At 71.8% G+C, this 23,127-nt stretch carries 16 protein-coding genes, 2 rRNA genes and 1 pseudogene (1 of these 19 only partly in view); 14 read left to right on the forward strand and 5 right to left on the reverse strand.

Translation table 11 applies throughout. The features are described from left to right. The 4 genes and pseudogenes from F7Q99_RS20920 to F7Q99_RS20935 all read left to right on the forward strand — a co-directional run. Positions 1-2,561 (forward strand): 23S ribosomal RNA (locus F7Q99_RS20920); it begins 559 nt to the left of the window's first position. Between the two features lie 110 nt (positions 2,562-2,671). Next, positions 2,672-2,788 (forward strand): 5S ribosomal RNA (rrf, locus tag F7Q99_RS20925). Positions 2,789-3,368: 580 nt separating this feature from the next. Next, positions 3,369-3,992 (forward strand): annotated as a pseudogene (locus F7Q99_RS43865) (DEAD/DEAH box helicase); the annotation flags it as partial. Between the two features lie 372 nt (positions 3,993-4,364). Then, positions 4,365-5,270 (forward strand): tetratricopeptide repeat protein, encoded by a 906-nt coding sequence (locus tag F7Q99_RS20935; protein ID WP_153466455.1) that lies wholly within the window; start codon positions 4,365-4,367, stop codon positions 5,268-5,270. 98 nt (positions 5,271-5,368) lie between these two features. On the opposite strand, the gene F7Q99_RS20940 is transcribed toward F7Q99_RS20935, so the two are convergent. Next, positions 5,369-6,739, reverse strand: a complete 1,371-nt coding sequence (locus F7Q99_RS20940; protein ID WP_153463579.1) for a DUF1015 family protein — start codon at positions 6,737-6,739, stop codon at positions 5,369-5,371. Between the two features lie 105 nt (positions 6,740-6,844). On the opposite strand from F7Q99_RS20940, the gene F7Q99_RS20945 reads away from it, so the two are divergent. Continuing rightward, entirely contained in the window at positions 6,845-7,447 is a 603-nt protein-coding gene (locus F7Q99_RS20945; RefSeq protein WP_153463582.1) for a tetratricopeptide repeat protein, read from the forward strand. 61 nt (positions 7,448-7,508) lie between these two features. Then, positions 7,509-8,549, forward strand: coding sequence for an HAD-IIA family hydrolase (locus F7Q99_RS20950; RefSeq protein WP_153463584.1), 1,041 nt, complete (start codon positions 7,509-7,511; stop codon positions 8,547-8,549). A gap of 62 nt (positions 8,550-8,611) precedes the next feature. Here the strand turns inward: F7Q99_RS20950 and F7Q99_RS20955 are convergent, their stop codons facing one another. After that, positions 8,612-8,959, reverse strand: a complete 348-nt coding sequence (locus F7Q99_RS20955) for an SCP2 sterol-binding domain-containing protein (RefSeq protein ID WP_153463587.1) — start codon at positions 8,957-8,959, stop codon at positions 8,612-8,614. Positions 8,960-9,133: 174 nt separating this feature from the next. Between F7Q99_RS20955 and F7Q99_RS20960 the strand changes: the two genes are divergently transcribed. The 4 genes from F7Q99_RS20960 (at position 9,134) to F7Q99_RS20975 (ending at position 12,007) form a co-directional block, all read left to right on the forward strand. Further along, positions 9,134-9,961, forward strand: a complete 828-nt coding sequence (locus tag F7Q99_RS20960) for a hypothetical protein (RefSeq protein WP_153463590.1) — start codon at positions 9,134-9,136, stop codon at positions 9,959-9,961. Beyond that, positions 9,954-10,163, forward strand: a complete 210-nt coding sequence (locus F7Q99_RS20965; protein ID WP_153463593.1) for a hypothetical protein — start codon at positions 9,954-9,956, stop codon at positions 10,161-10,163. The genes F7Q99_RS20960 and F7Q99_RS20965 overlap by 8 nt, the downstream gene beginning before the upstream one ends. 37 nt (positions 10,164-10,200) lie before the next feature. After that, the gene (locus F7Q99_RS20970; RefSeq protein WP_326846932.1) at positions 10,201-11,007 is read left to right on the forward strand and encodes a TlyA family RNA methyltransferase; all 807 of its coding nucleotides are present in this window, start codon (positions 10,201-10,203) and stop codon (positions 11,005-11,007) included. Between the two features lie 91 nt (positions 11,008-11,098). Continuing rightward, a complete protein-coding gene (locus tag F7Q99_RS20975; protein WP_153463599.1) occupies positions 11,099-12,007 on the forward strand; it encodes an NAD kinase in 909 nt (302 codons plus the stop codon). A 20-nt stretch (positions 12,008-12,027) separates the two neighbouring features. On the opposite strand, the gene yczR is transcribed toward F7Q99_RS20975, so the two are convergent. Then, complete coding sequence (gene yczR, locus F7Q99_RS20980) at positions 12,028-13,539, reverse strand: MocR-like transcription factor YczR (RefSeq protein ID WP_153463601.1); 1,512 nt, start codon at positions 13,537-13,539, stop codon at positions 12,028-12,030. Between the two features lie 133 nt (positions 13,540-13,672). On the opposite strand from yczR, the gene yczE reads away from it, so the two are divergent. The 3 genes from yczE to F7Q99_RS20995 all read left to right on the forward strand — a co-directional run bounded on the left by yczE (position 13,673) and on the right by F7Q99_RS20995 (position 17,527). Beyond that, positions 13,673-14,350, forward strand: a complete 678-nt coding sequence (gene yczE / locus F7Q99_RS20985; protein ID WP_153463603.1) for a membrane protein YczE — start codon at positions 13,673-13,675, stop codon at positions 14,348-14,350. 88 nt (positions 14,351-14,438) lie between these two features. Continuing rightward, complete coding sequence (recN, locus tag F7Q99_RS20990) at positions 14,439-16,172, forward strand: DNA repair protein RecN (protein WP_153466457.1); 1,734 nt, start codon at positions 14,439-14,441, stop codon at positions 16,170-16,172. 176 nt (positions 16,173-16,348) lie between these two features. After that, the gene (locus F7Q99_RS20995) at positions 16,349-17,527 is read left to right on the forward strand and encodes a glycosyltransferase family 4 protein (protein WP_153463605.1); all 1,179 of its coding nucleotides are present in this window, start codon (positions 16,349-16,351) and stop codon (positions 17,525-17,527) included. Here F7Q99_RS20995 and F7Q99_RS21000 read toward each other — a convergent pair. Both F7Q99_RS21000 and F7Q99_RS21005 read right to left on the reverse strand, forming a co-directional pair. Beyond that, on the reverse strand, positions 17,524-18,609 hold the full coding sequence (locus F7Q99_RS21000) for an IS630 family transposase (RefSeq protein WP_326846734.1): 1,086 nt from the start codon (positions 18,607-18,609) through the stop codon (positions 17,524-17,526). The two genes, F7Q99_RS20995 and F7Q99_RS21000, sit on opposite strands and share 4 nt — an antisense overlap. A 102-nt stretch (positions 18,610-18,711) precedes the next feature. Next, entirely contained in the window at positions 18,712-20,709 is a 1,998-nt protein-coding gene (locus F7Q99_RS21005; protein ID WP_407697812.1) for a glycoside hydrolase family 15 protein, read from the reverse strand. Positions 20,710-21,436: 727 nt separating this feature from the next. On the opposite strand from F7Q99_RS21005, the gene F7Q99_RS21010 reads away from it, so the two are divergent. Beyond that, complete coding sequence (locus tag F7Q99_RS21010) at positions 21,437-23,116, forward strand: CTP synthase (RefSeq protein WP_153463608.1); 1,680 nt, start codon at positions 21,437-21,439, stop codon at positions 23,114-23,116. Positions 23,117-23,127 lie beyond the last annotated feature (11 nt).

Raw genomic sequence — 23,127 nt, forward strand, 5'->3', positions numbered from 1 at the left:
GGTGAAAAGTACCGCGGGAGCGGAGTGAAATAGTACCTGAAACCGTGTGCCTACAAGCCGTGGGAGCGTCGTTCATCAGCTTGCTGGTGGGCCGTGACTGCGTGCCTTTTGAAGAATGAGCCTGCGAGTTTGCGGTGTGTAGCGAGGTTAACCCGTGTGGGGTAGCCGTAGCGAAAGCGAGTCCGAATAGGGCGTTTGAGTTGCATGCCCAAGACCCGAAGCGGAGTGATCTAGCCATGGGCAGGTTGAAGCGCGGGTAAGACCGTGTGGAGGACCGAACCCACCAGGGTTGAAAACCTGGGGGATGACCTGTGGTTAGGGGTGAAAGGCCAATCAAACTCCGTGATAGCTGGTTCTCCCCGAAATGCATTTAGGTGCAGCGTCACGTGTTTCTTGCCGGAGGTAGAGCACTGGATAGGCGATGGGCCTTACCGGGTTACTGACCTTAGCCAAACTCCGAATGCCGGTAAGTGAGAGCGTGGCAGTGAGACTGTGGGGGATAAGCTCCATGGTCGAGAGGGAAACAGCCCAGAACACCGACTAAGGTCCCTAAGCGTGTGCTAAGTGGGAAAGGATGTGGAGTCGCAGAGACAACCAGGAGGTTGGCTTAGAAGCAGCCACCCTTGAAAGAGTGCGTAATAGCTCACTGGTCAAGTGATTCCGCGCCGACAATGTAGCGGGGCTCAAGCACATCACCGAAGTCGTGTCATTGCAGCATGAGGGCCAACGCCTGCTGTGATGGGTAGGGGAGCGTCGTGTGCCGGGTGAAGCGGCGGTGGAAACCAGTCGTGGACGGTATACGAGTGAGAATGCAGGCATGAGTAGCGATACAAGAGTGGGAAACTCTTGCGCCGATTGACCAAGGGTTCCTGGGTCAAGCTGATCTGCCCAGGGTAAGTCGGGACCTAAGGCGAGGCCGACAGGCGTAGTCGATGGACAACGGGTTGATATTCCCGTACCCGCTTTGAAGCGCCAACGCTGAACCAGGTGATGCTAAGGCCGTGAAGCCGTCCTGGATCCTTCGGGTGAAGGGGAGTGGTGGAGCCGCTGAACCGAGTCTGTAGTAGGTGAGCGATGGGGTGACGCAGGAAGGTAGTCCAGCCCGGGCGGTGGTTGTCCCGGGGTAAGGGTGTAGGCCGTGAGGTAGGCAAATCCGCCTCACGTTAAGGCTGAGACCTGATGCCGAGCCGATTGTGGTGAAGTGGATGATCCTATGCTGTCGAGAAAAGCCTCTAGTGAGTTTCATGGCGGCCCGTACCCCAAACCGACTCAGGTGGTCAGGTAGAGAATACCGAGGCGTTCGGGTGAACTATGGTTAAGGAACTCGGCAAAATGCCCCCGTAACTTCGGGAGAAGGGGGGCCATTCCTGGTGATAGCACTTGCTGCTTGAGCTGGGGGTGGCCGCAGAGACCAGCGAGAAGCGACTGTTTACTAAAAACACAGGTCCGTGCGAAGCCGTAAGGCGATGTATACGGACTGACGCCTGCCCGGTGCTGGAACGTTAAGGGGACCGGTTAGCTCCATTTCGGTGGGGCGAAGCTGAGAACTTAAGCGCCAGTAAACGGCGGTGGTAACTATAACCATCCTAAGGTAGCGAAATTCCTTGTCGGGTAAGTTCCGACCTGCACGAATGGCGTAACGACTTCTCGACTGTCTCAACCATAGGCCCGGTGAAATTGCATTACGAGTAAAGATGCTCGTTTCGCGCAGCAGGACGGAAAGACCCCGGGACCTTTACTATAGCTTGATATTGGTGTTCGGTTCGGCTTGTGTAGGATAGGTGGGAGACTGTGAAGCGGCAACGCCAGTTGTTGTGGAGTCGTCGTTGAAATACCACTCTGGTCGTGCTGGATGTCTAACCTGGGTCCGTGATCCGGATCAGGGACAGTGTCTGGTGGGTAGTTTAACTGGGGCGGTTGCCTCCTAAAGGGTAACGGAGGCGCCCAAAGGTTCCCTCAGCCTGGTTGGCAATCAGGTGTTGAGTGTAAGTGCACAAGGGAGCTTGACTGTGAGACTGACGGGTCGAGCAGGTACGAAAGTAGGGACTAGTGATCCGGCGGTGGCTTGTGGAAGCGCCGTCGCTCAACGGATAAAAGGTACCCCGGGGATAACAGGCTGATCTTCCCCAAGAGTCCATATCGACGGGATGGTTTGGCACCTCGATGTCGGCTCGTCGCATCCTGGGGCTGGAGTAGGTCCCAAGGGTTGGGCTGTTCGCCCATTAAAGCGGTACGCGAGCTGGGTTTAGAACGTCGTGAGACAGTTCGGTCCCTATCCGCTGTGCGCGTAGGAGTGTTGAGAAGGGCTGTCCCTAGTACGAGAGGACCGGGACGGACGAACCTCTGGTGTGCCAGTTGTTCTGCCAAGGGCATGGCTGGTTGGCTACGTTCGGGAGGGATAACCGCTGAAAGCATCTAAGCGGGAAGCCTGCTTCGAGATGAGCACTCCCACCTCCTTGAGAGGGTAAGGCTCCCAGTAGACGACTGGGTTGATAGGCCGGATATGGAAGCCCTGTGAGGGGTGGAGTTGACCGGTACTAATAGGCCGAGGGCTTGTCCTCAGACGCTCGCGTTCACTGTGTGGTTCCCGGGTAGCGAACAGCTATCGCCGGCGAACACAAGAAACACTTATCAACTGAAAAGTGTGTATTCGCTGAATACCCGATAGGGTTTCGGTGGTCATAGCGTGAGGGAAACGCCCGGTTACATTCCGAACCCGGAAGCTAAGCCTCACAGCGCCGATGGTACTGCAGGGGGGACCCTGTGGGAGAGTAGGACGCCGCCGAACAATTATTCAAGGCCGCGGCCCCAGCGATTCGCTGGGGCCGCGGCCTTTTTGTGTTTTGCGAACGTACACGGCCGGCAGGACCGGACCTCCGCTCGGACGCGGAGTGTTCCGGGATGCCGGACAATGGAGATGGTGCGCGGCCAGGAGGCCGGCACTGAGCCGCGTGAGGGCAGCGATGTTCGGCCCGTGCCGCGGCGAAGCTTAAGCAGCAGAAGGAGTCACCGCGATGTCGAACCAGCCCCAGGACCGTCCCGAGCGTCGATCGGACGACGGCCGCGGCTACGAGCCCCGGTCCCGTGGGGGCTGGTCCAACGACCGTGGCGGCTCCCGTCGTGACGACCGCCCCTCCGGTGGCTTCCGTCGTGACGAGCGTGACGACCGTCCGCGTCGGGACGACCGCCCGTCGGGTGGTTACGGCCGTGACCGTGACGACCGCGGTGGCTTCCGTCGCGATGACCGTCCGGCCGGCGGCGGTTTCCGCCGTGACGACCGCCCCTCCGGTGGCTACAACCGTGACCGTGACGACCGTGGCGGTTTCCGTCGCGATGACCGTCCGGCCGGTGGCGGCTACCGTCGCGACGACCGCCCCTCCGGCGGCTTCCGCCGTGACGAGCGTGACGACCGTCCGCGTCGCGATGACCGCCCGTCGGGTGGTTACGGCCGTGACCGTGACGACCGCGGTGGCTTCCGTCGCGATGACCGTCCGGCCGGCGGCGGTTTCCGCCGTGACGACCGCCCCTCCGGTGGCTTCCGCCGTGACGAGCGTGACGACCGTCCGCGTCGGGACGATCGCCCGTCGGGTGGCTTCCGTCGTGATGACCGTGATGACCGTCCGCGTCGCGATGACCGCCCCTCCGGTGGCTTCCGTCGTGACGAGCGTGATGACCGTCCGCGTCGGGACGACCGCCCTTCCGGTGGCTACAACCGTGACCGTGACGACCGCGGTGGCTTCCGCCGTGACGACCGCCCGTCGGGTGGCTTCCGTCGGGACGACCGCCCCTCCGGTGGCTTCCGCCGTGACGAGCGTGACGACCGTCCGCGTCGGGACGACCGCCCGTCGGGTGGCTTCCGTCGTGATGACCGTGATGACCGTCCGCGTCGCGATGACCGTCCGTCGGGTGGCTTCCGTCGGGACGACCGCCCCTCCGGTGGCTACAACCGTGACCGTGACGACCGTGGCGGCTTCCGCCGCGATGACCGTCCGGCCGGTGGCGGCTACCGTCGCGACGACCGCCCCTCCGGTGGCTTCCGTCGTGACGAGCGTGACGGCCGTCCGCGTCGCGATGACCGCCCGTCGGGTGGTTACGGCCGTGACCGTGACGACCGCGGTGGCTTCCGTCGCGATGACCGTCCGGCCGGTGGCGGCTACCGTCGCGACGACCGCCCTTCCGGTGGTTACAACCGTGACCGTGACGACCGCGGCGGCGACCGTGGTGGCCGCTTCGAGGGCCGCCGGGACGACCGCGGTGGCTTCCGCCGTGACGACCGCCAGGGTGGCGCCTACCGCCGTGACCGCGACGACCGCGGTGGCCGGGACTACGACGACCGCCGCGGCACGTACGAGCCCGTCAAGCGCCTGCCGATCCCGGAGGACGTCACCGGCTTCGAGCTGGACGCGGACGTGCGCCAGGAGCTCAAGAGCCTGCCCAAGACGCTCGCCGACGACGTCGCCCGCAACCTGGTGATGGTCGCCCGCCTGCTCGACGGCGAGCCGGAGGAGGCGTACCAGTACTCGCGCGTCGCGCTGCGGCTGGCCTCCCGCGTGGCGGCCGTCCGCGAGGCGGCCGGTTTCGCCTCGTACATGACCCAGCGCTACTCCGAGGCGCTGACCGAGTTCCGCGCCGCCCGCCGGATGACCGGCCGGGCGGACCTGTGGCCGGTGATGGCGGACTGCGAGCGCGGTCTGGGCCGCCCGGAGCGGGCGCTGGCGATGGCCGGCGAGGCCGAGGTCAAGCAGTTGGACAAGGCCGGCCAGGTGGAGATGCGCCTGGTGGCGGCCGGTGCCCGCACCGACATGGAGCAGTTCGACGCGGCCGTGGTCACCCTGCAGAGCCCGGAGCTGGCCTCCAGCGCCGTGCACCCGTGGACCGCGCGGCTGCGGTACGCCTACGCCGAGGCGCTGATCGCGGCCGGCCGGGGCGACGAGGCCCGCGAGTGGTTCGCGAAGGCGGCCGAGGCCGACACCGACGGCTCGACCAACGCCTCGGAGCGGCTGGCCGAGATCGACGGCGTGGAATTCGTGGACGCCCTCGACCCGGAGCTCGCCGAGGAGGAGGCCGAGGCCCCGGCGAAGAAGCGTGGCGGCGAGATTGCCGACGACCGCGTGATCTTCGAGGACGAGGAGGACGTCGAGGAGTACTACGACGAGGACGACCTCGAGATCGACGAGGACTTCGACGGCGTGGTGCCCCAGCGCTCCGGTGACGCCAAGACCGACGCCAAGAGCGACGCGACCGACGTCGAGACCGACGCCAAGAGCTGAGCCCTGAGCAACGAGTGAGGCCCTGCCGCACCCCGGGAGTTCCCGGAGTGCGGCAGGGCCTCACTGCGTTACGGCCCCGGCCGCGACACCGGTGCCGCTCAGCCCAGTTCGAGGCTACGCAGGACCAGCCCGGTGGCCGGCTTCGGCCCGAAGGAGGTCGACTTGCGCGGCATGGTGACGCCCTGCTCGGCCAGCCGCCGCACCACGCTCTCCCGCACCGGGTGCAGCAGGACGGCCGTGCCGCCGGTGCGGGCGGCCTCCCGTTCGGCGGCGACGGCGGTGTGCAGGTAGCCGATGTCGTCCGGGCCGTCGGGGACGTGCCAGGTGTGGTCGAGCAGGGTGGCGTGCAGGACGGTCGCGTCGAGGTGGCGCCACTCCTCGGGGCGGTCGTGCCGCACGGTGGCGTCGAGCAGGGCCTCCTCGGGCTCGGCGACGAGCCAGAAGACGCCGTCGCCGCCGGTCAGCACGAAGCCGTTCCCGCCGTGTCGCTTCTGCTCTGCGAGGGCCTGGAGCGCGGCGTTGAGCGGGCCGGGGATCTCCTTGACCTTCCACTGGTCGCCGAGCCGCTCCAGCGCCTCGGCCACCGGCAGCCGGTACAGCACACGGTGGATGGCCCGGACGCGCAGGGGGTAGCGGGCGGTGTCCACCAGGAGCACCATGCCGCGGTCCCACGGGCTGCGCGGGAGGTGACGGTGCTCGCGCTGGAGCCGCAGGTACATCTCCCAGCGGTGGTGGCCGTCGGCGATGAGTGCCCGGCAGCGGGAGAGGTCGCGGCCGATCTCGGCGGTGTCGCCGGGGTCGGTGACGGCCCAGAGGCGGTGGTGGGTGCCGTCGCTGGTGGCGGTGGCGAGCAGCGGGTCCTGCCGGACGGTGCGTTCGATCACACCGGCCGCTCCGCCGCTGCCCCGGTACGTGAGCAGCAGCGGTTCGAGGTTGGCGCGGGTGGTGCGCATCAGGCCGACCCGGTCGGCGACCGGCCGCGGCATCACGTCCTCGTGCGGGAGCACCACGCCGGCCTCGCTGCCGCTGACCGCGAGGGCGCCGATCAGGCCGCGCTGCAGCAGCTCGGGGGAGTCGGCCGTGGCGGGTACGCGCTGCTCGTAGACGTAGAGCGCGGGCTCCGGGTCGGCGGCCAGGACGCCCTCGCGCTGCCAGTCGCGCAGCAGCCGTGCGGCGTGCCGGTACCGGGTGTCGCGGTCGGGGCGGTCGCCGCTGTCCTGGGGCTCGGGGCGCGGCAGGATCAGCCGGACCACGTTGTGCGGGTCGGCGGTCTCCAGGTCGAGCCGACGGCTGGGGTCGACGACGTCGTACGGAGGTGAGGTGACGGCGGCCAGGGCGCTGACCCGGTCGGGGACGTAGCGAAGGCCGCGGAACGGGGACAGGGACAGACCTGCGGTGGCGACGTGCCCGGGATCGCCGGGGCCGCCCTGCGGAGTCTCGGCTCCGTTCTCTGCACTGGAGGTGCTCATTCTGGGCATCGTAACCGGGGACGCGTTGTTGGGAGATGGGAACACCTGTGCCGACGTGTGGGGCGGGTGGGCAGTCGAGGGGCCGAATCGAGGGCGAGGTACGGCATGAACGACGGGTGGGAACGGGTGGACGGCGGCGGTCCGGCCGAGCCGGGCGGGCCGGACGGCGCTACCGGCGGGGGCGGTCCTGAGGGCGGCGGCGTGCCGGCGCAGGAGCGGTCGGGCGAGCCGGCCGGCGACGTGTACGACTGGTTCCGCCGGGGCGGGAAGCTGCTCGCCCAGGGCCACGCGGCGGCGGCCGAGCAGCTGCTGGCCCGGGCGGCGGCGGCCGAGCCGCACTCGCGCAGCATCCGGGAGACGCTGGCACGGGCACAGTTCGACGCCGGCTCGTACGCGGCTGCGCTGGAGAACTTCCGGGCCGTCGCGCTGGCCGATCCGTCGGACGACTACGCTCAGTTCGGTTGGGGCGTGGCGGCGGCCCGGATGGGCGACTTCGAGACGTCCGCCGAGCACCTGGCGCTGGCCGTGGCGATGCGGCCGGACACCGACCACTACCGGGCCGCGCTGCGGCAGACCCGGGCGACGCTGGCGGCACGAGCCGGGGCGTTCGGCCCGCTGCTGCCGGGTGCGCCCGGCTACCTGGAGCCCCCGGCGTCCGCGGCCGGCCAGGCCACGGACGAGCCCGACGGCGTCAACGGCGACGCGTGAACGGCGCAGTGAACAGCGCAGTGACCGATGCAGTGAACGCAGTGAATGAGGTAGAGCAGGCATGACCGAGACGGCCACCACCGTGCGACGGACCGCCCCCGGAGGCAGTGAGCGCCCGCTCACCGAGGCGTACGACACGGCGCTGCTGGACCTCGACGGCGTGGTCTACGCCGGCCCGCACGCGATCGAGCACGCCGTGGACGCCCTGGCGGCCGCCCGGACGGTCGGGATGCGGCTGGCGTACGTGACCAACAACGCCTCCCGCCCGCCGCGGGTGGTGGCCGAGCACCTGACCGAGCTGGGCGTGCCCGCAGCGCCCGCCGACGTGATCAACTCGGCGCAGGCCGCCGCCCGGGTCGTCGCCGAGAAGGTGCCGGCCGGGGCGAAGGTGCTGGTCGTGGGCGGCCTCGGGCTGGAGGAGGCGCTGGCCGAGCGCGGGCTGGTCGCGGTCCGCACGCTGGCCGAGGAGCCGCTCGCGGTGGTCCAGGGCTACGACCCGTCGGTGGGCTGGGCACACCTGGCGGAGGCCTCCTACGCGGTGCAGCGCGGGCTGCCGTGGGTGGCGTCCAACACCGACCTGACCGTGCCGACGGCCCGCGGCATCGCGCCGGGCAACGGGACGCTGGTGGCGGCGGTGCGGGCGGCGACCGGGGTGGACCCGGTGGTGGCGGGCAAGCCCCTGCCGCCGATGCACCGGGAGACCGTGCTGCGGACCGGTGCAAAGCGGCCGCTGGTGGTCGGCGACCGGCTCGACACCGACATCGAGGGCGCGTTCAACGGCGGGGTGGACAGCCTGCTGGTGTTCACCGGTGTGACCACCGCGGCGCAGCTGCTGGAGGCCCCGGTCGAGCACCGGCCGACGTACCTGGCGGCGGACCTGCGCGGGCTGCTGGAGCCGCACCCGGCGGTGGCGGCCGAGGACGGCGGCTTCCGCTGCGGCGGCTGGACGGCGCGGGCCCAGGGCAGCGTGCTGCGGCTGGACGGCGCTGGGGCGGACCGGTGGGACGGCCTGCGGGCGCTCTGCGCGGCGGCCTGGACGGCGCTGGACGCGGACGGTGAGCCGGCCGACGGACGGAAGGCGCTGGCCGAGCTGGGGTTCTGACCGGGCCCAACGGCCGGGTCGGAGCCGAGGGCAGAGCAAGGGGCTGGGGGCCGGAGCCCGGGTCAGAGCAGGGTGCGCAGCCGCAGCAGGTCGCGGATGCTCGCCTCCAGCCTGACCCGGCCGCCGACCCATGCGGAGGCGAAGTTGAGCCGGCCGCCGACCAGGGCGAGGAGGTCGTCGCTGCTCATGGTGAGCCGGATCTCGGCGCGCTCGGCGGGAGCACCGGGCGCCGAGACGACGTCCTGGATCCGGCCGTCGCGCAGTCGCCCGGTGAAGGTCAGGTCGAGGTCGGTGATCCGGCAGCTGAGCGAGCGGTCGAGGGCCGCGGCCTTGCGGACGTCGCCGGTGGACCTCGCCATGTTCCGGCTGAGCTGTTCCAGTGCCTCGCGGCACTCCTCGGCGTTCGCCATGGCGGTGGATCTCCTCCCCGGGGGCCGGACTTTCGGCGGTCGGCGGCGGCGGTAGGTGCGGGGCCACGGTACCGCAGGCGGGTTTTGGCGGTAGCGTCGTCAGTGGAGTGCCCGGGACCGGCCGGGCACCGACGGCGACGGAGCGATGCGCGTAGGCGCTAAGGAGGCACCCGGATGCTGCCGAGGACGGTGCGGGGAGTGGTGGAGGCCGCCGCCGTGGTGGTGGAGGAGGTCGGCAAGCGGGTCGTCGGGACGGCGGCCACGATCCTGGAACGGACCGGGGTCGACGTCGCCGAGGTGGAGCGCCGCCTGGGCGGGCAGTTCCCGCCGTCGGCGAAGACGCTGCAGACGCTCGCCGAGGAGGCGGTCACCGCCGGACGGGCCGGGGTGGACCTGGCCGTCGGGGTGGCGCGCGGCGAGGTGGAGAAGGCCTTCGAGAAGGTCGGCGACCAGGTGACCAAGGTGGGCGTGGTGCTCGCCTACCTGGAGAGCAAGCTGCGGGAGGTCGAGGAGGGCGGCGTCCCGGCCGCGAAGCCGGGGGCGGAGGAGGAGGCCGAGGTGCCCGCGCCGGCGCCGCGGGCCGACGACCTGTTCGGGCGCGGCTGGGAGCTGCAGGACGAGCCGCCGGCGGCCCGGGCGGTGGGGCAGCCGATGGTGGCGGAGCGGGTGGAGGTGGACGAGCCGATCGAGGTCGACCCGCCGGTGGCGCCCGTCAGGGCCGCGGCCGCGAAGGCCCCGGCAAAGGCGGCCCCGGCGAAGAAGCCGGCCGAGAAGAAGCCGGCCGAGAAGAAGGCAGCTGCCAAGAAGGCGGACGCCCGGAAGACGGCCGCCGGGAAGTCGGCCGCCAAGACTCCGGTGAAGAAGACCGCCGTCAAGAAGACCGCCACCGCCAAGAAGACGGCCGCCGAGCCGGCCGCCCAGCCCAAGGCGCCCGCCAAGCGCACGGCGACGAAGAAGACCACCGTCCGCAAGGCCACCAGTACGAAGAACTCCGATGCCTGACGACCCCGCACGAGGCCCTGTACGCGAGACCGCGCCGCTGCCGCTCGGCGTCGAGCTGACCCCGACCGGCCACCCCGCCGTGGACGCCGGGCTGGCCCGGCTGGAGGCGCTGGACGGGGTGCCGGCCGAGGCGCACGTCGCGGTGTACGAAGATGTTCACCAGCGGTTCGCCGACACGCTGGCCGCGCTCGACCAGGAATGACCTGCACGACCCCGTAGGAGCTGAAACACCAGTGGCAGTGGCACGACGCCGTCTCGACGCGGAGCTGGTCCGCCGCAAGCTGGCCCGGTCGCGCGAGCACGCGTCCGAGCTGATCGCGGCCGGTCGGGTGACCGTCGGCCGTACCACCGCGACCAAGCCGGCCACCCAGGTGGAGACCTCGGCGGCGATCGTGGTGGTCAAGGACGAGAACGACCCCGACTACGTCTCGCGCGGCGGCCACAAGCTGGCCGGGGCGTTCGCGGCGTTCGTGCCGCAGGGCCTGGTGGTCGAGGGCCGCCGGGCGCTGGACGCGGGCGCGTCCACCGGCGGCTTCACCGACGTGCTGCTGCGGGCGGGCGCGGCCCACGTGCTGGCGGTGGACGTCGGTTACGGGCAGCTCGCGTGGTCGCTGCAGAGCGACGAGCGGGTGACGGTGATGGACCGCACCAACGTCCGCGAGCTGACCCTGGAGCTGATCGGCGGCACCCCGGTCGACCTGGTCGTCGGCGACCTGTCGTTCATCTCGCTGGGCCTGGTGCTGCCGGCGCTGGCCGGGTGCGCGGCCGAGGACGCCGACCTGGTGCTGATGGTCAAGCCGCAGTTCGAGATCGGCAAGGAGCGCCTGGGCAGCGGCGGGGTGGTGCGCAGCCCGCAGCTGCGGGCCGAGATGGTGCGCCAGGTCGCCGGGCAGGCGTGGGAGCTCGGGCTGGGCGTCCGCGCGGTCACCGCGAGCCCGCTGCCGGGGCCGTCCGGGAACGTCGAGTATTTCCTCTGGTTGCGCCGGGACGCCCCGCAGCTGGACCCGGCGGACGCGGACCGGGCCGTCGCCGAGGGCCCCCGATAGGGTGCTCTGCGGACGACCGGTCCGTCATGCTGTGTGACGAGGCCGCACCGGGCCGAGGGCGGACCGGCAGGCTTAGGGAGAGGGCAGCGGCATGAGCGATGAAGAACGCACGGTCTTCCTGATCGCGCACACCGGCCGGGAGGCGGCGATGCGCAGCGTCGAGGGTCTGGTGCACGGGCTGCTGAAGGCGGGCATCCGGATCCGGCTGCTGGCCGCGGAGGCGGTGGGCCTGGACCTGCCGGGCGGCGTCGAGAAGGTGGCCGGGGGGCCGGGGGCGGCGGACGGCTGTGAGCTGATCCTGGTCGCCGGCGGGGACGGGACGCTGCTGCGCGGGGCGGAGTTGGCGCGCGAGCACGGGCTGCCGATGCTCGGGATCAACCTGGGCCGGGTGGGCTTTCTCGCGGAGGCCGAGCGGGACGATCTCGCGGTGGTGGTCGAGCGGGTGGTGAAGGCCGACTACGAGGTCGAGGAGCGGATGACGATCGACGTCATCGTCCGCACCAACGGCGATGTGGTGCACCAGGACTGGGCGTTGAACGAGGCGTCGATCGAGAAGGCGTCCCGGGAGCGGATGTTGGAGGTGGTGACCGAGGTGGACGGCCGCCCGGTCTCCAACTTCGGCTGCGACGGGGTGGTTTGTGCGACGCCCACCGGCTCCACGGCGTACGCGTTCTCGGGCGGCGGGCCGGTGGTGTGGCCGGAGGTGGAGGCGCTGCTGATGGTGCCGATCTCCGCGCACGCGCTGTTCGCGCGCCCGCTGGTGACCTCGCCGGAATCGGTGCTGGCGGTGGAGGTGCAGCAGAAGACCCCGCACGGCGTGCTCTGGTGCGACGGACGGCGTTCGGTCGAACTGCCCGCCGGCGCACGGGTGGAGGTGCGCCGGGGAAGGACGCCGGTGCGCCTGGCCCGGCTGCACCGGGCGCCGTTCACCGACCGGCTGGTGGCCAAGTTCGCACTGCCGGTGACGGGTTGGCGCGGCCGGGCCGACACGCACCACTAGCCACCCGACCTGACTGTCGGTCAGACCGCCAGCGGCTCGGTGCCGTCGGTCGAGCCGAACCGCCCGCCGGCGCTCGCCCGGGCGGCGAGGGCGGCGAGGCGTTCGACGGCGGCGGGGACGGCCGCGGCGGGCACGGTGAGCGGGATCCGGATGTGGTGCTCGAACGCGCCGTCCGAACCGAACCGGTTGCCCGAGGCGATCCGCACCCCGCCGCGCTCCCCGGCCAGCGCGAGCGCCGCGCCCGACAGGCCGCCGGTGGACACCCAGAGCGAGAGCCCGCCGGGCGGCGGCGCGTAGGTCCAGGTCGGCAGGTGGACGGGCAGCGCGCGGGCGAAGGCGTCGGCGGTGGCCCGCAGCCTGCCCAGCTGGTGTGCCCGGACGGCCGGCAGGGCCTCGCCCATCAGCTCGGCGGCGATCAGCTGGTCCAGCACCGGGGTGCCGACGTCGCTGTAGACCCGCTCGGCGGCCAGTCGGCGCACCAGCGCGGGCGCGGCCCGTACCCAGCCGATCCGCAGCCCGCCCCAGAGCAGCTTGCCCGCCGAGCCGACGGTGACCACCTGCGCGGCCCGGTCCAGGGCGGCCATCGGGCGCGGCAGCGGCGCGGACTCCGGTACGCCCCAGCCGAGTTCGGCGGTGGTCTCGTCGACCAGGACGATTGTGCCGGCCGTCCGGGCGGCGGCCAGCAGCTCCCGGCGCTGCTCCTCGCCGATCAGCGCGCCGGTCGGGTTGTGGAAGTCCGGCAGGACGTAGGCGACCTTGGGCGTGGCGCCGAGCAGCACCCGGCGCCACCCGGCGAGGTCCCACTCGGGCTGCCGTCGCGGCCCGTTCGGCCACGCGTACGGGACGGGCACCAGCCGGGCGTCGGCGAGCCGCAGCGCCTGCAGGGTGTGGGCGTAGCTGGGCGCCTCGACGGCGACCCGGTCACCGCGGCCGATCAGTACCCGCTGGAGCAGGTGGAGGCCGCCCATGGCGCCGGTGGTGATCAGGATCTGGTCGGGGGTGGTCGGCAGCCCGCGCTCGGTGAAGCGGCGGGCGACGGCCTCGCGGAGCACGGGCACGCCGGTCGGGTAGTGGCCGTGCCCGGCGGCGTAGCAGGGCAGCTGCTCGACGGCCCGGGCGGCGGCCTCGCCGAGGAAGGGCTGCGGGGCGGGCGGCGCGGCGACGCCGAGGTCCAGGGTGCGGTTCTGCTCGTCCGGCGGGACGGGGTGCAGGGCGTCGCTGGGCGGCGGGGCGCCCTCGGGCAGGGCCGTCCAGCTGCCGGAGCCGCGGCGGCTGCGCAGGTAGCCGTCGGTGCGCAGGGTCTCGTAGGCGGTGGCGACGGTGGTGCGGCTCAGCTCCAGGACGGTGGCGAGCTCGCGCTCGGCGGGCAGGCGGGCGCCGACCGGCAGGCGGCCCTCGGTGACCAGCAGCCGGATCTGCCCGGCGAGGGTGCGGTAGGCGGGCCGGCGGGTGGTGGCCGGCTGGGGCAGCCGGGCGGTGGCGAGCAGCCGGGCGAGCGCGGGCGGAGTGACGGTGGTGTGCCAGTCGGCCATGGCGGATCCAGTCCACTTGCTCGTGATTGGCCCTGGAAGGGGCCTCTTTGGCCCCATCATCATGACAGGGCGGCCATCGAGTCCGCCACCACCGGGGCCGCCCGGGGTGCAGCACCACCCGCAGGAGCACCCGTTGGCCACAACGACCACACCCGTTCGCGAGAGCACCCGGCCGTCCCTCGCCGTCCGCGTCCTCGGCGATACCCACGCACTCGGCCGCCGCCTCCCGCAGCTCGCCCTCGGCCTGACGCTGTACGGCGCGAGCATGGCGCTGATGCTCCGCTCCGGGCTCGGCCTCGACCCCTGGGACGTCCTCCACCAGGGCCTCCAGCGCACCGCGGGCCTCTCCGTCGGCGCCTGGGTGACGATCTGCGGCGCCGCCGTCCTGCTGCTGTGGATCCCGCTGCGCCAGCGTCCGGGCCTCGGCACCGTCGCCAACGTGCTGATGATCGGCGCGGCCATGGACCTCACCCTCCGGGTGGTCGGCGACGTGGCCGGGCTCCCCGCCCGGATCGGGCTGATCGTCGCGGCGATCGTGCTCAACGGCCTGGCCACCGGCCTCTACATCGGCGCCCGTTTCGGCCCCGGCCCGCGCGACGGCCTGATGACCGGCCTGCACCGGCGCACCGGACGCTCGCTGCGGCTGATCCGCACGGGCATCGAACTGACCGTGCTGGTCGCCGGCGTCCTGCTCGGCGGCACCGCCGGCGTCGGCACCGTCGCGTACGCGCTGGCCATCGGCCCGCTGGTGCAGTTCTTCCTGCCCTGGTGCACCGTGCCCACCGCCGGGCAAACCTCCCGGAAGGGGTGAACTTCAGGTCACGGTGTTGCCGCTCACCGTTGCCGCTCGTCGCGCGCCGGGGGTGGAACCTCGTAAGGTCGTCTCCGTGTTGGACGAGATGCGGATACGGGATCTTGGGGTCATCGACGACGCGGTGGTCGAACTGGCCCCCGGCTTCACCGCCGTGACCGGTGAGACCGGCGCCGGCAAGACCATGGTGGTGACCAGCCTCGGCCTGCTGCTCGGCGGCCGGGCCGATCCGGGCCTGGTGCGCAACGGCTCCGGACGGGCCGTCGTCGAGGGCCGGCTCGAACTGCCCGCGGGCTCCCCGGTGGCGGCCCGCGCCGTCGAGGCCGGGGCCGAACTGGACGACGGCGCCCTGCTGATCAGCCGCACCGTCTCCGCCGAGGGACGCTCCCGGGCGCACGTCGGCGGCCGGGCCGTGCCGGTCGGGCTGCTCTCCGAGCTCGGCGAGGACCTGATCGCCGTGCACGGCCAGACCGACCAGCAGCGGCTGCTGCGCCCGGCCCGCCAGCGAGGCGCGCTCGACCGGTACGCGGGCGAGTCGGTGGCCGAGCCGCTGGCCCGCTACCGGGAGACCTACCGGGCGCTGCGCGAGGTGTCGGCCACCCTGGAGGAGCTCACCACCCGGGCCCGCGAACGGGCCCAGGAAGCCGACCTGCTCCGCTTCGGCCTGGACGAGATCGCCGCCGCCGAGCCGGTGGCCGGCGAGGACGTCGAGCTGGCCGCCGAGGCCGAGCGCCTCGGCCACGCCGACGCGCTCTCCTCCGCCGCCACCCTTGCCCACGCCGCCCTGGCCGGCGACCCGGCCGACCCGGAGGCGCTGGACGCCGGCACCCTGCTCGCCCAGTCCCGCCGCGCCGTGGACGCCGTCCGCCACCACGACGAGCGGCTCGCCGCGCTGGCCGACAGGCTGGGCGAGGTCGGCTACCTGCTCGCCGACGTCGCCGGCGACCTGGCCGGCTACGCGGACGACCTGGACGCCGACCCGGTGCGCCTGGCCGCCGTCGAGGAGCGCCGGGCCGCGCTGGCGCAGCTGCTGCGCAAGTACGGCGGCCCGGACAACACCCTCGCCGAGGTGATCGCCTGGGCCGAGGATGGCGCCGCCAGGCTCGCCGAGCTCGACGGCGACGACGACCGGATCGACCAGCTCGGCGCCCAGGAGACCGTGCTGCGGGCCGAGTTGGCCGAACTCGCGGCCGAGGTGTCGGCCGCCCGGCAGGCCGCGGCCGGGCGCTTCGCCGCGGCCGTCTCCGCCGAACTCGCCGAACTGGCCATGCCGCACGCCCGGGTGACCTTCTCGATCACCCAGGTCGACGACCTGTCCGGGATCGAGATCGACGGCCGCACCGTCGCCTACGGCCCGCACGGCGTGGACGAGGTCGAGGTGCTGCTCGCCCCGCACCCCGGCGCCCAGCCCCGCCCGATCGCCAAGGGCGCCTCCGGCGGTGAGCTGTCCCGCGTGATGCTCGCCGTCGAGGTGGTCTTCGCCGGCGCCGACCCCGTCCCCACCTACCTGTTCGACGAGGTCGACGCGGGCGTCGGCGGCAAGGCCGCGGTCGAGATCGGCCGCCGGCTGGCCAAGCTGGCCGAAAGCGCCCAGGTCGTGGTGGTCACCCACCTCCCGCAGGTCGCCGCCTTCGCGGACCGGCACCTGGTGGTGGAGAAGACCCACGACGGCACCGTGACCCGCAGCGGTGTCAAGGTGTTGAACGACGAGGAGCGGGTACGCGAACTCTCCCGGATGCTGGCCGGTCTGGAGGATTCCGAGCTGGGCCGCGCCCACGCCGAGGAACTGCTGGCCGCCGCCCGGGCCCCGCGCCAGCGCTAGCCGACCCGTCGCCGCGACGGCGGCCCTCACGGTACGACGGCGACGCGCCCCCGGTGGCGCCGACTGTCCAAGAGGGCCGCCGACCTGGCATGGTGGCGGCTGGAAGCTGGCTTTCCAGTCCCGAGCGCCGCCAGCGGGCGATCCTCGCACGCGGCGCGCGAACCTGATCGAGTCGGATGCGAGACGACGTGGACCATTACGCCGCCCGGGTCACCCCGGCCGCCCCCGAGCCGGGCCAGCTGCACGTGGTGCTCGTCCTGGCCGCCAGCACCGGCGGCATCGGTGCGCACGTGCGCTCCCTGGCACAGGGCCTGGTCGCGCACGGGGTGAGCGTCACGGTCTGCGCGCCGGCCGGCACGGACGCGCTGTTCGGTTTCTCCCGCACCGGCGCGCGGTTCCACACCGTCGACATCACCCCCACGGCGGGCGCGCGCAGCGACGCCACCGCGATCGGCGAGCTGCGCCGTGCCTTCACCGGCGCCGACGTGGTGCACGCCCACGGGCTGCGCGCCGGGCTGCTCTCCGACCTGGCGCTGCGCACCGCCGGCCGCTTCCCGGGCCTGCGCCCGGAGACGCCGCTGGTGGTCACCTCGCACCACGCCCTGCTGGCCACCGGCATGGAACGCCGCCTCCTGCGGCTCATGGAGCGCAGGGTGGCGCGCGCCGCCGACCTCGTCCTCGGCGCCTCCTCCGACCTGGTCGCCCGGGCCCGGGAGCTGGGCGCCACCGACGCCCGGCTCGGCCCGGTGGCCGCCCCGCCGGCGCCCGAGGGCAGGCTGGACCGGGCAGCGGCGCGGGCCGCGCTGCTCGGCGACGGCCCGGACCGCCCGCTGGTGCTGGCCATCGGCCGGCTCGTCCCGCAGAAGGCCTTCGGACTGCTGCTGGACGCCACCCGCGAGCTGTCCGCGCTGGATCCGGAGCCGCTGCTGCTGATCGCCGGGGACGGCCCCGAGGCGGGCGCGCTGCGCGAGCGGATCGCCGCCGAGAAGCTGCCGGCGCAGTTGCTCGGCCACCGCACCGACGTGCCCGACCTTCTGGCGGCCGCCGACGTCGTGGTGGTCTCCAGCCGCTGGGAGGCCCGCTCGCTGGTCGTCCAGGAGGCGATGCGGGCCGGCGTGCCGGTGGTCGCCACCTCCGTCGGCGGGATCCCCGAACTGGTCGGTGACGCGGCCGTGCTGGTGCCCTCCGGCGACCCGGCCGCGATCGGCCGGGCGGCGCGCGAGCTGCTGGCCGATCCGGCGCGCCGGGAGCAGCTGGTGGCGGCCGGGCGCCTGCAGGCCGAGACCTGGCCCGACGAGGCCGCCACCGTCGCCCAGGTGCTCAGCACCTACGACGAGCTGGTGCAGCGGGTCTAGTGAGCTGGTTCGGAGATGCGTGAGCAGTAGCGGCAGATTCGATCGATGATCTGGTCGGCGGTCTTGGTCCACCTGAACGGCTTGGCGCTCTCGTTCCAAACCTTGATCCAGTTCTCAAGGCTGGCCTTGAGGTCGTCCAGCGAGCAGTGCACGCCGCGTTCGAGGCAACGCCGTTCCAGTTCGGCGAACCACCGCTCGACCTGGTTGATCCACGACGAGTACGTCGGCGTGAAGTGCAGCTGAAAACGCGGATGCGCCAGCAGCCAGCGATGCACCACGGGCGCCTTGTGAGCCGACAGGTTGTCGCAGATCACGTGGACCGCCAGACCGGGCTCGGTCTGGCGGTCGATCTCGTCGAGGAAGTCCCGGAAGTCCACCGCCCGGTGCTGAGCCGACAGCTTCCCGATCACCTTTCCGGTCGCGATGTCCAGGGCCGCGAACAGGTCGACGGTGCCGTGGCGGACGTAGTCGAAACTGCGGCGCTCGGGCACCCCGGGCAGCATCGGCAGCACCGGGGCGGTCCGCTCCAGTGCCTGGATCTGCGGTTTCTCGTCGACCGCGAACACCGCCGCGTTCGCCGGCGGCGCCAGGTAGAGGCCCACGACGTCCCGGATCTTGTCGATCAGCTGCGGGTCCGGGGAGACCTTGAACACCTCCGTGCGCCAGGGCTGCAGCCCGAACGCGTGCCAGATCCGCAGCACGCTGGAGGGTGAGATGCCGATCTTCCTGGCCAGCTCGCGTTTGGACCAGTGCGTGCCGCCGTCCGGCACCTCCTCCAGGGTTCGCACGACCACTTCCTCCACCTGGGCATCGGTGATGGTACGTGGGACCCCGGGGCGCGGCTCGTCTGTCAGGCCGTCCAGCCGTGCGCGCAGGAACCGGGCCCGCCACTTCGTCACGGTCCCGCGGTTCACGCCCAGTCGGGCCGCCACCGCGAGGTTGCTGCCGCCCTCCGCACACGCCAGGACGATCCGTGCCCGCAGGGCCAGCCCCTGCGCGGTCGTCCGGCGCTTCACCCAGCCCTGCAACACCTGCCGCTCCGCCTCGGAGAGCACAAGCGGCTTCAGCCTGCTGTCACCCACGCACCCCAGCACACCGCGCCCAAGGCCCAAGCCGCAGCCGTTCCCAGGAAGTCGGTACGCACGGCAACTCATGAGGCGACGGACCGACTCCGAACCAGCTCACTAGACCGTGGCCTGCTCCATCCGGTCCGCGCGGCCGTCGGGCTGGGCGGAGAGGTAGGCACCGCCGGAGGCGGTCAGACGCAGCGCGGTGTCGATCAGCGGAACGTGGCTGAAGGCCTGCGGAAAGTTGCCGACCTGGCGCTTCTCGCGCGGGTCCCACTCCTCGGCGAGCAGGCCGAGGTCGTTGCGCAGCCCGAGCAGCTTGTCGAACAGCTCGCGGGCCTCCTGCACCCGGCCGATCATGGCGAGGTCGTCGGCCAGCCAGAACGAGCAGGCCAGGAACGCGCCCTCGTGGCCGGAGAGGCCGTCGACATTCTCGCCCTGAGCGTCGTGCGTCGGGTAGCGCAGCACGAAGCCGTCCTCGGTGGACAGCTCGCGCTGGATCGCCTCGATGGTGCCGATCACGCGCTTGTCGTCCGGCGGCAGGAAGCCGACCTGGGGGATGAGCAGCAGCGAGGCGTCCAGCTCCTGGCCGCCGTAGTACTGGGTGAAGGTGTTGCGCGCCGGGTCGTAGCCCTTCTCGCAGACGTCCCGGTGGATGGTCTCGCGCAGCTCGCGCCAGCGCTCCAGGTGGCCGCCGGAGGGGGCGTCCTCGGGGGTCTGCTCCAGCAGCTTGATCGTCCGGTCGACGGCGACCCAGGCCATGACCTTGGAGTGGACGAAGTGCCGGCGCGGGCCGCGGACCTCCCAGATGCCCTCGTCCGGCTCCTGCCAGTGGTCCTCCAGGTAGTCGATCAGGCGCAGCTGGAGGTGGTGGGCGTGGTCGTTGCGGACCAGGCCGGTCATGTGGGCCAGGTGCAGGGCCTCGACGACCTCGCCGTAGACGTCCAGCTGGAGCTGCCCGGCCGCGCCGTTGCCGACCCGGACGGGCTGGGAGCCCTCGTAGCCCGGCAGCCAGTCCAGGGAGGACTCGGTGAGCTCGCGCTCGCCGGCGATGCCGTACATGATCTGCAGGTTCTCCGGGTCGCCGGCCACCGCGCGCAGCAGCCACTCGCGCCAGGCGCGGGCCTCGTCGCGGTAGCCGGTGCGCAGCAGGGAGGACAGGGTGATGGCGGCGTCGCGCAGCCAGGTGTAGCGGTAGTCCCAGTTGCGCTCGCCGCCGATGTCCTCGGGCAGCGAGGTGGTGGGGGCGGCGACGATGCCGCCGGTGGGGGCGTAGGTGAGGCCCTTGAGGGTGATCAGGGAGCGGATCACGGCCTCTCGGTAGGGGCCCTGGTAGGTGCACTGCTGGGCCCAGTCGTGCCAGAAGTCGGCGGTGGCGTCGAGCATCTCCTCGGCGTCGGGGGCCTTGGGCGCCTCCAGGTGGGAGGCCTGCCAGGTGAGGGCGAAGGCGATCCGCTCGCCGGCGGTGACGGTGAAGTCGGCGTAGGTGGTGAGGTTGCGGCCGTAGGTCTCGGCCTCGCCGTCCAGCCAGACCGAGTCGGGGCCGGCGACGGCGACGGTGCGGTGGCCGCCGTCGGCCTGCTCGACCCGGTGCACCCAGGGCACGATCCGGCCGTAGGAGAAGCGCATCCGCACCGCCGAGCGCATCCGGACGGTGCCGGCCACGCCCTCGACGATCCGGATCACCTGGGGGACGGCGTCCCGGCCGGCGAGCGGGCGCGGCGGCATGAAGTCGATCACCCGGACGGTGCCGCCCTGGGCGTCCCACTCCTGCTCCAGGATCAGCGAGTCGCCCCGGTAGCGGCGGCGGTCGGCGGGCACGGCGGGGGCGCCGACGGTGGGCGGCGGGATCCGGAGGTCGGCGGTGTCGGCGATGCGGGCGCGGGCGGGAGTCGTCGCGGCTGGGGCGGCCGTGGGGGCGGGGACCTCGGTCAGGACGGCTTCGGCCGGGCCGATCCGCCAGAAGCCGTGTTCATCGGTGCCGAGCAGGCCGGCGAACACGGCCGGCGAGTCGAAGCGGGGCAGGCAGAGCCAGTCCACCGCCCCGTCCCTGCTGACCAGGGCGGCGGTCTGCATGTCCCCGATGAGTGCGTAGTCCTCGATACGGCCGGCCACGTGGATCTCCAGTTCGCAATGTGGTCACGACGCATCGGCGATCCGGATGGAGCGAGCGCGGTCTGCGGGGCCGGAGGTTCACCCCGGGACGTCCGGCCTGCCGAGGGGTGGTGGCGGGCCTTGCTGGAGTGTCCGCGCGGGGCTCGGTCGAGCCCCTGGAGTGGGTGGGGGGAGCTGGATTACGGGGAGGTCCGGTCGCGCATCTGGGACCGGGAGTGTCCTGACCCTCCCACGCCCTCCGCGTGCTCGTGCTGTCGGCGATGCGTCCGTGCAGCTTACGACGGACGAAAGGGGCGAAGCACGCGGGCGCAGCCTCGTACGGCATCACAATTCGGCGGAAATGCCGTGCATCGCGAAGGCGCCGGGCAGGATGGTCCGGACGGATCAGTTCGGGGTGGTCCGCAGGGAGGGGCCGGCATGGCCCGGTCGGGGCGTGCGGCAGTGGCCCGGTCAGGCCGGTGGTGCGACCGGTGGGGCGGATGCGTTCGAAGGTGCGCGGGTGGTGCGCCGGGCGCACGCCCCCGGGGTACCGCGAGCGGGTGGGAAGGCGACCCGGTCGGGTCACTGATACCCTGGTATCCCGTGGACCGGCGGGATCAAACGCCCCGGACCAGCCGAACTGTCGACTCTTCGAGTGCCGTGCCTCACACCGCACTCGCGTCGCCCGGCGGCCCGGTGAGCCTCCCGCCCACGTCACTTCCGACACGCGACCCACGGGAGCCCCCTCTTGGCACAGCCCCATTCCGGCAAGGCAGCGAACGGCCGCGCCGTGACGACCAAGCACCTCTTCGTCACCGGGGGTGTCGCCTCTTCGCTCGGCAAGGGCCTCACCGCCTCCAGCCTGGGCGCCCTGCTCAAGGCCCGCGGCCTGCGCGTCACCATGCAGAAGCTCGACCCGTACCTCAACGTGGACCCGGGCACCATGAACCCGTTCCAGCACGGTGAGGTCTTCGTCACCGACGACGGCGCCGAGACCGACCTCGACATCGGCCACTACGAGCGGTTCCTCGACACCAACCTGCACGGCTCGGCCAACGTCACCACCGGCCAGGTCTACTCCACCGTCATCGCCAAGGAGCGCCGCGGCGAGTACCTGGGCGACACCGTCCAGGTGATCCCGCACATCACCAACGAGATCAAGTCCCGGATCCGCCGGATGGCGACCGAGGACGTCGACGTGGTGATCACCGAGGTCGGCGGCACCGTCGGCGACATCGAGTCGCTGCCGTTCCTGGAGGCCGTCCGCCAGGTCCGCCACGAGGTCGGCCGGGACAACGTGTTCTTCGTGCACGTCTCCCTGCTGCCGTACATCGGCCCCTCGGGCGAGCTCAAGACCAAGCCCACCCAGCACTCCGTCGCCGCGCTGCGCAACATCGGCATCCAGCCCGACGCGATCGTGCTGCGCGCCGACCGCGAGGTCCCGCAGGCCATCAAGCGCAAGATCTCGCTGATGTGCGACGTGGACGAGGAGGCCGTGGTCGCGGCCATCGACGCCAAGTCGATCTACGACATCCCCAAGGTCCTGCACGGCGAGGGCCTGGACGCCTACGTGGTGCGCCGCCTCGACCTGCCGTTCCGCGACGTGGACTGGACCACCTGGGACGATCTGCTGCGCCGCGTCCACGAGCCGCAGCACATCGTCAAGGTCGCCCTGGTCGGCAAGTACATCGACCTGCCGGACGCCTACCTGTCGGTGACCGAGGCGCTGCGCGCCGGCGGCTTCGCCAACAACGCCCGGGTCGAGATCAAGTGGGTCACGTCGGACGACTGCGTCACCCCCGAGGGCGCGCAGGAGCAGCTGGGCGACGTGGACGCGATCTGCATCCCCGGCGGCTTCGGCGACCGCGGTGTGGACGGCAAGGTCGCCGCGATCACCTACGCCCGCGAGAACCGCATCCCGCTGCTGGGCCTCTGCCTGGGCCTGCAGTGCGTGGTCATCGAGGCCGCCCGAAACCTGGCCGGCCTGCCCGAGGCCAACTCCACCGAGTTCGACGCCGCCGCCAAGTACCCGGTCATCTCCACCATGGCCGAGCAGCTGGCGATCGTCGACGGCAAGGGCGACCTGGGCGGCACCATGCGCCTGGGCCTCTACCCGGCCAAACTCGCCGAGGGCTCGATCGTCCGTGAGGTCTACGGCGGCGAGCAGTACGTCGAGGAGCGCCACCGCCACCGCTACGAGGTCAACAACGCCTACCGCGCGGACCTGGAGAAGACCGGTCTGCTCTTCTCGGGCCTCTCGCCCAAGGGCGACCTGGTCGAGTACGTCGAGTACCCGCGCGAGGTGCACCCGTACCTGGTGGCCACCCAGGCCCACCCGGAGCTGAAGTCCCGCCCGACCCGCCCGCACCCGCTGTTCGCGGGTCTGGTCAAGGCGGCCATCGAGATCAAGACCGCCGCGGCCGAGTAAGGCCGGGCAAG

It is taken from the genome of Streptomyces kaniharaensis, from assembly GCF_009569385.1.
In the GTDB taxonomy this organism is placed as follows: domain Bacteria; phylum Actinomycetota; class Actinomycetes; order Streptomycetales; family Streptomycetaceae; genus Kitasatospora; species Kitasatospora kaniharaensis.